The following is a 9,316-nucleotide window of genomic DNA, read 5'->3' as shown; positions in this document are numbered from 1 at the left end:
GTGGCGCGAACTTGGCGCGGTATAAGGGCAGTCCTACTGTCCTTGTGGAGACGGGTTCGAATCCGTCTGGCAGCACCCGCCAGGCAAGACCCATCACGGAAAGCACGTTACCTTAGAGATTGATGCGCCGACCCTGTTCTGGTCCCAACTTGTGGCGGTCCCTGTTGACACAGGTGCACCGACCACGGAGCGAAGAATGAACCCAGCCGGGACACAGATGCCAAAGCGGTGAAACCGCCTGAAGGACTTCACAAATGCAACCCTATTAGCGAAGACGAGTTCGAATTCGTCTGCCAGCTCGCCACGAGTTTCAGGATCTGGTTCGAACTGGATTTGGACTTCGTTAGGCCCTATTTTAAGCGGCTCGCCGAGGACGCCTGGACCACTGAAGGCGTTTCAACACCGAACTTGGCTTGCGGCAGGATCCCCGTCGATCTACCGAAAGTTCCAGGATATCCAATCCCAGGTTGATAACGCGTCAGAACGATCGCCCCCTCCTCAGCAGGTGAGGAATAGTCCTGGCAATAGTTGCAGAGTTGGTCTTGCGCCGGAACATAATGAGACAGCGCCTCCGACACGTGGACCGATTGCGCCCAAGCAGATTGACAAACGGTGAATCCCAACAAAACTATCAGATGCTTTGGTGAGAAAGTTGGAGTTGGATTTTGCATGATCGAGTTCCTTCGAAAATAAGCTCTGCAATATCGCTTTCTGCGGAGGCCGTCCTGACTTGGCCCCCTTGTTTCAGATTGGCGGCACACCGTGCTCCCGGTCGTCAATGCGACGTCAAGAGAACGTCTATTTGTTTGAAACGCGGAAAAATTTCTGCCTGACTGCTAACTGAACCACTACCGGCTGGCGCCGGTAGGATCGGCGATATGCTGTTCGAGGTACTGAAGTACGATGTCTTCGGTGATGGCGCCGTTGGTTGTCGAGAAATACCCGCGCCCCCAGAACCTGCGGCCCCAATAGCGCCTGCGCAGTTCTGGGGACTCTCGTTGCACCTTGTGAGACGAACGACCCTTCATCTTGCGCACCAGATCGGAGATCGCGAGCTTTGGAGGCACGGATAGCCGAAATCAGGGAAGGTTTCGGTGCCGAATGCGAAGCGCGCGGGGTCTTCTCCATGGTGTCGTCTTTCCGGATTTCAGGTCTGTCGTCTCAAGAGGCCCTTTTGCATCACAGCTGTGCGATGACGGCCGGGACAAGAAAGATGGTCAGCACGGCATTCAGGATCATGCCGATCGAAGCGAAGGCACCCGCCGTTTCGGAAATCTGAAAGGCGCGGGCGGTGCCCAGCGCGCTTGAGGCCACGCCCAGAGCGAAGCCTTTTGCCGCATCATCCCGGACCCCGGCGGCCTCCAGAAGCAGCGGTCCGAAAACGGCGCCAAAAATCCCGCAAGAGATCACGATTACGGCGGTGACCCCGGTGACCCCTCCCAGTCGATCGGCAATCTCGATGGCGACTGCTGTTGTCACCGATTTCGGGGCGATTGTGGCCAGCAGGCTGTCCGACGCTTCCATGGCGACGGGAAGTGCCAGCGCGCTTGCAATCGCCACGACCGAGCCAATCATGAGCGCAAGGCTCATCGGGAACCCCGCAGTCCGGATCAGGGCGAACTGCCGGCAGAGCGGGACCGCGAGCAGGACAATCAAAAGTGGGAGCGTTTCGTTTATGGGCTCGGCCCTGTGAATATAGTCGTCGTAGGATATGCCCAGCATCAGCAGCAGGGCTGCGACGGCAGCCGTCGCGGTCAGAACGGGGTTCAGCAGTGCCGACCGACCGGTCTTGCGCCAGAGAACTTCGGACGCTGCATAGGCTGCGACCGTGATACAGACCGCAAACAACGGCTGTTGCTCGATCAATGTGGACAAGGGTGTCATGCTTTGGCTCTGCCAGAGACGCGCCGCATCAACGCCTGAAAGACCTGCCCGGTGATCACCAGCGTGAGAGCCGTTCCCACCGCGATGGCGCCGAGGATGGAGATCCAGGCATGAGAAATAATGTCGATACTCCCGATCAATCCGACAGCCGCGGGCACGAAGAACAGCGGGAAATAGGGCGCTGCGAAATCGAACAGCTCTTCTGATCCCGGGTCTGGGCCGCCGCGAAGTGCGAAAGCCAGGGTGAGGGCAGCGAGACCAAGGGCGGCGCCCGGGATCGGAAGCGCGTAGAATGCGGCGACGGCATCGCCGATAACAAGCAAGGCCAGGACGATTGCTGCGGATCGGATCATTTAGCGCTCGCGGTCGCTGCGATGCCGTCACCGCCCGGAAGCGATAGGCAGCCGAAGGCTGGTACCCCAGACGCCGGAAAAATTCCAAAGTTACGCTCGTACGAATACCGGACTTGGTTTCCGTTATCTCCACAGATGAGCCGCTGCCCGTGAAGGTTGCGATCGACTCTCACGATAGTCCCTTGCCGGGGGCTTTCTGTCGCGATTCCCCCTGAACGGCGCGTTCCCGATTGGGGTAGCCTTCGGACCTCAGACTGCGGCATGCTCAGATTGCCGATGGCTATGCCGTCGGCATCCGGCAAGCTTCCAACGGATGGCATGCGCTTTCGAAATCGGGCGCGAAGCTCCGGTGTCGGGAGCACGCGACACGAGGTTTTGCTCTTGTGTCCGCGCAAGCCGTTGCAGGTCACTGATGATGTAAGAGCCATTGCAATTCTTCCAATCCTGGGAGTAGCTCGGGGGCTTCCCATCCTGTCAGTTTGGTGGAAAGCTATTCGTTGAACCGTCTATGCGTCGTCATCAGTCCGTCTAATCGTTTAACATCAGGAAATATCGTGCGGTTCCCGGATCGCGGCGGGTGACCGTCTGATGCGGGTTTTCGGAGAGCCGAAATGGATACAAACGATCGCCCAGCGCTCCGACTGAAAGTCCTTGGTGGCTTTCATCTGTCGCAATCGGACCGGGTCCTGGATTTTCCGACGCGCAAGCACGCGTGCCTGCTGACGTACCTCGCATGTACCGCGCCCGTGCCACAATCTCGCGAGAAGCTGGCAACATTGCTATGGGGCTCCAGCAACGATGAAAGGGCGCGCCACAACCTGCGTCAGGCCTTGTCGCGGATCCGTCAGGTCTTGGGATCCACTGTGATCGTCAGCGAGGCGGGGGCAATCACCTTGGCGCGACGCATGCTTGAGTGCGATGCGGTCAGCCTGGACAGATTGTTGACAATCAACAGCGCCAGTTCGATTGCGGCTGCCGCAGACCTTTATGACGGGCCTTTGCTAGACGATGTATTTGTGAACGAGTTTGCCTGGACCGACTGGTTGATCGCGGAACGTGAACGGCTGTCCGAACGCGCTATCGGCGCAATGGTGCAGCAGGGTGGACGCGAGCTGGCCACCGGGCAGGCCGAGGAAGCATTGCGTCTTGGTCGGCGGGCCGCGGCATTCAACAGGTTCAGGGAGGATGCCCACCGTCTGGTGCTGAGCTCCCTGGTCGCGACCGGACGAAGGTCCGAGGCGATCAAGCACTTTCAGGACCTTGCTGCATTTCTGAAGGCAGAGCTGGACACCGAGCCCGACTCCGAGACGCGGTCGATTGTCTTCGAATCTGGCAACAAGAGCGGGGGCGAAGGTGAACGTGATCCCGGGGCGGCCGCCCATTTGGAGCCATCACGGCCTGCTGTCCCGGCGCCTCCGTTGCGAAAAGACCGCGACGTGACGCCCGTTGCCGAGACTTTTCAAGGTGGGCCGCGAGAAGCGGCCCGGCGGCCAGGGGTGCCGGACCTTGCCGCATCGCTACGCCGGCAGGTTTCGATCCTCGTTTGCGGCCTCGGCGGCGCGGCACAGAATTCGCGACCAGACGATCCCGAAGAGGCGGGCGCGCTTTTCGCAAGTTTCAGGAAACTGGCGCAGGACGTTGCCTTCAGCTTTGGCGGCCATGTCGCGCCGTCGTCGGTTGACGCGGTGCACATCTACCTTGGCTACCCTACGACCCACGAGGATGATGCCGTTCAAGCCGCCCGCGCCGGCCTCGCCCTTGTCGAGGCGGTCGATGGAATGGATGCATTTGCCGAGGCAGGAATAAGGGCGCGCGTGGGCATTGCCACCGGACTGGTGGTCGTCGCTAACGGAAATGGCGTCGATCACACGGAGCGTCCCTTTGCAAATGGCCAGGCCCCCGGCCGCGCAGCCGGGATGCAAGCCTTGGCCGCACCCGGTCAGGTTGTGGTATCACGGAATACCCGGCTGTTGCTCGGGGAGCGCTTCGAGTTTCGCGCCATCGATATGGACACATCCGGACAGCGCGCGTCCCGAACAGGGGCGTTGCAGCTGTGCGGCGAAAGGCTCCTTGCCAACCGCCAGAAAACGGAAGGGCCGCGGCCCCCCCCCCTTGTGGGTCGGCAGGAAGATGTCGATCTGCTGCTCCGGCGTTGGGATCAAGCCAAGGACGGCAACGGGCGCGTCGTCCTGGTCTCGGGCGAGCCCGGAATCGGCAAGTCCCGCCTTGCCGAAGACCTGTTGCAAAAACTGGACCCGGATCGGTCGTCCCGGTTTCGGTTCTTCTGTTCTCGTCACGGCATGCGGCCGCTGCACCCATTTGTAAGCTCGCTTGAATGGAATTCAAACGCGTTCTCCGCGCGAAGCTTGGCCGAAAAGTATGAGACGCTCAATGCCATGATCGGTCCTCACTCGTCTGATCCGACCCGTGACGTGGCCCTGCTGGGCGAGATTCTGATGTTGCCCGCGGACGCGCGGTATCCGGTGCCCCCGGGAACCCCGGCACAGAAGCGCGAGATGGTGCTTTCTGCCTGCCTCGCCTGGCTCGAAAGCGTCGCGGCGCAAGGTCCCGTCGTGATGCTGTTCGAAGATATCCACTGGATCGACCCGACGTCGCTGGATCTTCTGGACCGGATGATTGCCCGCATCCCGCAGCTTCGGGTACTCATGATCATCACGATGCGCCCGGAACATCAGCCGATGTGGGTCGGTCAGCCGCATGTGACCACTTTGAACCTCAGTCGTCTCGACCGCCGTGAAAGTTTCGGACTCGTCTCCGGCATCACTCGGCGTACGCGAATTCCGGAGTCCGTCATCGAACAGATTGTCGACCGAGCTGATGGTGTGCCTCTGTTCCTCAGCGAACTGACAAAGCACATGATGGAAAGCGGGTTGTCGGAAGGCTCGGCTGACGTGAATGGGGTCGAAGGCCTGCTGGACATACCGACCACGCTGCAATCGTCCCTGATCGCCCGTCTCGACCAGCTTGGTGAGATAAAGGAAGTCGCAATGGCAGGATCAGTAGTCGGACGCGAGTTCTCCCATGCCCTGATGGCGTCGCTGCTGGGCCTGGAGCCTGTCAGTCTGAATGCCGCGTTTGAACGCATGATGGCGTCGGGCCTGATTTCCCGGAGAGGGACGCCGCCGAACGCCAGCTATTCCTTTACGCATATACTGATCTGCGATGCGGCCTATGGCATGATTCTCAAGGACCAGCGCCGACAGCTGCACTCGACGATTGCGGAGGAGTTGATCGGGCAGGCCTCTGGCCATCCGGGGAATTCGGCAGGCATTGTCGCATATCACCTTTCAAAGGCGGGGCGGACCGTCGAGGCCGTTCAGTACTGGGTGGATGCCAGCAGAGCGGCGCAGAAACGATGGGCAAACCGGGAAAGCGCCGACTTCCTCGATCAAGCCCTTCATGCCCTTGATCGCCTGCCGGACAACCGCGAGACCTTACAGCAGGCGGTCGATCTGCGGTTCGAGATGAAGACTGCGCTGACCCCGCTGGGCGAGTTTGGCCGGGCCGTCGACTATCTGCTCGAAGCCAGGACCTTGATCGAGAAACTCGACGACCCGCTGAGACAATGCCAGTTCTGCACGCACATGTGTCAGTCCTTATGGTTGAGCGGAAAATCAAAAGAAGCGATCAAATTCGGTGAGGAGGCACGCAGTCTTGCCACGTCACTGGAAGACCCACGTCTGCTTGTAGAAGCAACGTTGCTGCTGGGGACAAATTTCTTCACGGTCACGGATTACCGAAAGGCAGAGCGCTTGTTTCTCGATGTGCTGGAACTTCTTGACGAAGGTCCGATCGACAAGCCGTTCGTGGTCATGCAGATCCCTGACATAACCGCGCGTTCCTACCTGACAAAAGTCAAAGCAGTTCGAGGGGAGTTCGAACGCGGCATCGTCCATGGTGAGGAAGCTGTCAATCGTGCGCACGGCGCGGACGACCCCTACGGCATGTCCGTGGCGTATTGGTGTCTTGCAGACTTGCACCTGGCACGCGGTGACTTTGCACCTGCGATCAATCTGCTGGAGCGAGGACTGGGCCTGTCCAAGCAATTCGATTTTCCATTCATGGTCGCGGCGCACAGCGGCTCTCTTGGGTATGCCTATGCTCTGACGGATCGAACCCACGAGGGGTTGCCTCTGCTGGAGCAGGCCGTCGGTGTCTTCGACAAGATGAACCATCAACTTGGGCTGTCGCTATTCCTTGTGCCCCTGGGGCATGCCAGCGTCTTGGCAGGCCGGCTTGAAGATACGATTGATCTGGCAGGGCGCGCATTGAGCCTGGCCGAGAACTCCGGCCACAGAACGGGTGAAGCTGGTGCGTTGCACATCTTGGCCGAAGCTGCCGCACGGGGCGGCGATCCGGAACAGGCCCATCAGCATTACACAAGCGCTCTGCTTCTGGCAGATAAACTCGAAATGCGTCCGCTCGCAGCCCACTGTCATAATGGACTGGGGAAAGTTCAACTGCTTCTGGCCGAAGCGGACAAAGCGCGCGCCAGCCTCGGCAATGCTGCCAGGATGTACCGCGAAATGGAGATGTGGTTCTGGCTGGAAACGCTAGACGCTAACCTTCTGGCCTGATTACTACAACCGCCTCCCAGGACAGCACAGACACGAAGGCGTATTCCACGGCCAGCAGCGCCGCGAAAACATCACGTTAGACCAACTACTTTTGCGAGGTTAGATTTCCCGCAGGAGGACACCAAAAAATGCTACATCATGTGATAAAGGGAGACGGTAGGCCTGTTTTAATCCTGCACGGCTCCACGCTGGACCACCGCCACATGATGGAGAGCTTGGAGCCTGTCTTTGAGCAATGCGACGGGTGGAAGCGCATTTATGTGGACATGCCCGGTCACGGTCTTAGCCCTCCCCAAGATAACATCAACACGCAGGACGATCTTCTCGACGCAGTAATTGGTCGGGTCTGAACAACGCCCAACGCTCTGAATTTATGTGAGAAATGTCTTATTTTGTTGGCTTTGGCCTGCAGGGTTTCATAGGATTCCATTGAAAACCCTGCAATTTCGGATCTTCCCATGAAGCATCGCGACCGCGCTCCGGAACAGGACGACCTGCTGCGCCCGCGCTTGGTCGATTTGATCGACATGCGGCACGAGCTGGTGAAGCTCGCTGCGCTGATCGACTGGGAATGGTTCGAGCGGGAACCGCATTAAAATCATGTTCGGCAGGCTCAAGGACTGGAGGCGCGTTGCGACCCGCTATGACCGTTGTCCAAAAGTCTTCCTGTCGGCCATCGCTCTCGCCGCAACCGTCATCTACTGGTTATGAATCCTGACCCTAGATGATTTCAGTCAATTACGACGCCGCTCTGTGCCTTGTATCAAGTCTCAGGATCAAACTCAGGCGGCGAAGGCGATGTTGATCATCACAGAAAATGCGACGTGGGATGCCGGCAGCACCAGGGTGCTAGATGGTGTTGTTCAGATCGGGCACAACGTAACGCTCACCATCGAAGCGGGAGCGACCGTCGTTGGCGGTGAATTTGAGGTTTTCGGATCGATGCGTGTGCTTGGATCAAGCGAAAGCCCGGTGCATTTCAGTGAAACCACCGTTCGATTGCGAGCTGACTATGCAGTACCGGGCGGACGTATAGACATTTTCCACGCCGAGTTCGAAGGCGGGGCTTTCCTAGATGGACCGGGTTGGGGGTCGTTTCAGGTGGCCGACAGCACGTTCGAGGGCGTAGGCGGGTTCATCGTTCACTATCCGACGGCGACCAGCAGTTTTGAACGTAACCTGTTCTCGCATTCCGCGGGGCTGTCCATCGGCGCGATAAACAGCGTCATCGTGCGTGACAACGCGTTCTTCGAGCCAACCCAGCCGAATCTCGGCTCCGCGATGGGGGCCATCGTTGCTTGGCACAATCCTAACGACGCCATCCTTCTGCGCGGCAACACCTTCTCCGTACCAGACGGATCGTTGGCGATCGACCTTCCGACCAGCATGGTTTACGACCTCGACGCGACCGAGAACTATTTCGCCACCACATCGCCGGAGATCATCGAGGGCCTGGTTCTCGACGCGGCGGATGATCTGAACCGCTCCGGAACCGTGAACTATGAAGGCTTTCTTACGCAGCCCTCTCTCTTCACGCCAGAGGTGCCACTCTACGTGCGCGGCGATGTGCGGAGCGAGGTTCTGCTGGGCAGCGGGCTGGGCGATACCATAGCGCCGGGGGGCAGCGACGATATCCTCACCGGGGGAGCGGGGTCGGACTTCTTCGTGCTCGACACAGGGATGGGCAATGACACGATCACTGATTTCGTCCTGGGTGAGGACATTCTCGATTTCGGAAGGCTCTCCGAGGAGGAATGGGACGCCGTCACGGCAGGGGTGAGCGATGAGGGCGACCGGGTGGTGCGTCTGGGCGACGGCGGCAGCGTCACGCTAACTGGGGTGCCGGGAAATTTCCCCCCGGTTGGAGAGGTTCTGGTATCCGGTTTGCCCGAGGTGGGGGCAACCCTGATGGCGGAGACTGCGGCGCTGTCCGACCCTGACGGCTTGGGTGACTTTGCCTACCAGTGGCTCCGCGACGGACTCGACATCCTTGGGGCTACGGAGGCAACTTATGCCGTGGTGACCGCGGATGTCGGCGCCCTGCTTTCAGTCGCGGTCACCTACAAAGACGGGTTCGGTTCGGTCGAAGAGGTGATTGGGTCGCTAGAGGAGATCGTTGTGACGCCGGGTCTTCTGCTGGTCGGCACCGATGCCTCTGAGATTCTGACGGGCGGCGGCGGTGATGACACGATCCTTGGCGATGACGGGAATGACACGCTGGAGGGCGGCGCGGGCGACGATGCGTTGGATGGCGGCGCGGGGGACGACGTGATCGCCGCTGGGGGCGGCGCCGACACGATCACAGGCGGTCTCGGCATGGACACGGTGGACCTGAGCGGCGTCTCAGAGTTCGATATCGCCGTCTCCGGCATCGCGGGTGGCGTCCGGATAACTGGCGTCTTTGGTATCCACGCTCTGGAGCAAACCCACCGACTTCCAGTCGGTCTGCTTCAGCGAGAAAGAATCGTGATATGATCATAC

The 9,316-nt window shown here is 59.6% G+C and carries 5 protein-coding genes and 2 pseudogenes; 4 read left to right on the top strand and 3 right to left on the bottom strand.

Going from position 1 to position 9,316, the window contains the following annotated elements:
• Window positions 1–848: 848 nt before the first annotated feature.
• The 3 genes and pseudogenes from tnpA to RXV88_RS22455 form a co-directional block, all read right to left on the bottom strand.
• Window positions 849–1,073: pseudogene (gene tnpA, locus RXV88_RS22465) on the bottom strand (IS200/IS605 family transposase); the annotation flags it as partial.
• Between the two features lie 106 nt (window positions 1,074–1,179).
• Window positions 1,180–1,884 (bottom strand): LrgB family protein, encoded by a 705-nt coding sequence (locus RXV88_RS22460; protein WP_316295896.1) that lies wholly within the window; start codon window positions 1,882–1,884, stop codon window positions 1,180–1,182.
• Window positions 1,881–2,237 carry a CidA/LrgA family protein gene (locus tag RXV88_RS22455; RefSeq protein WP_316295895.1) on the bottom strand — a complete coding sequence of 119 codons (357 nt, stop codon included), beginning with the start codon at window positions 2,235–2,237 and terminating at the stop codon, window positions 1,881–1,883. The genes RXV88_RS22460 and RXV88_RS22455 overlap by 4 nt, the downstream gene beginning before the upstream one ends.
• A gap of 611 nt (window positions 2,238–2,848) precedes the next feature.
• Between RXV88_RS22455 and RXV88_RS22450 the strand changes: the two genes are divergently transcribed.
• From RXV88_RS22450 to RXV88_RS22435, 4 genes and pseudogenes are all read left to right on the top strand, one after another.
• Entirely contained in the window at window positions 2,849–6,835 is a 3,987-nt protein-coding gene (locus RXV88_RS22450) for an AAA family ATPase (protein WP_316295894.1), read from the top strand.
• Window positions 6,836–7,293: 458 nt separating this feature from the next.
• Window positions 7,294–7,431, top strand: a complete 138-nt coding sequence (locus RXV88_RS22445) for a hypothetical protein (protein WP_316295898.1) — start codon at window positions 7,294–7,296, stop codon at window positions 7,429–7,431.
• Window positions 7,421–7,546, top strand: a pseudogene (locus RXV88_RS22440) (transposase); the annotation flags it as partial. The gene RXV88_RS22445 and the pseudogene RXV88_RS22440, both read left to right, overlap by 11 nt.
• An 87-nt stretch (window positions 7,547–7,633) precedes the next feature.
• Window positions 7,634–9,310, top strand: coding sequence for a calcium-binding protein (locus RXV88_RS22435; RefSeq protein ID WP_316295893.1), 1,677 nt, complete (start codon window positions 7,634–7,636; stop codon window positions 9,308–9,310).
• The last annotated feature ends 6 nt before the right edge of the window (window positions 9,311–9,316 follow it).

Origin of the sequence: Aestuariicoccus sp. MJ-SS9 (genome assembly GCF_032586235.1) — a bacterium.
In the GTDB taxonomy this organism is placed as follows: domain Bacteria; phylum Pseudomonadota; class Alphaproteobacteria; order Rhodobacterales; family Rhodobacteraceae; genus Aestuariicoccus.
Note: the sequence above shows the minus strand (reverse complement) of the source record. Positions and strands in the feature narration are given on the sequence as shown.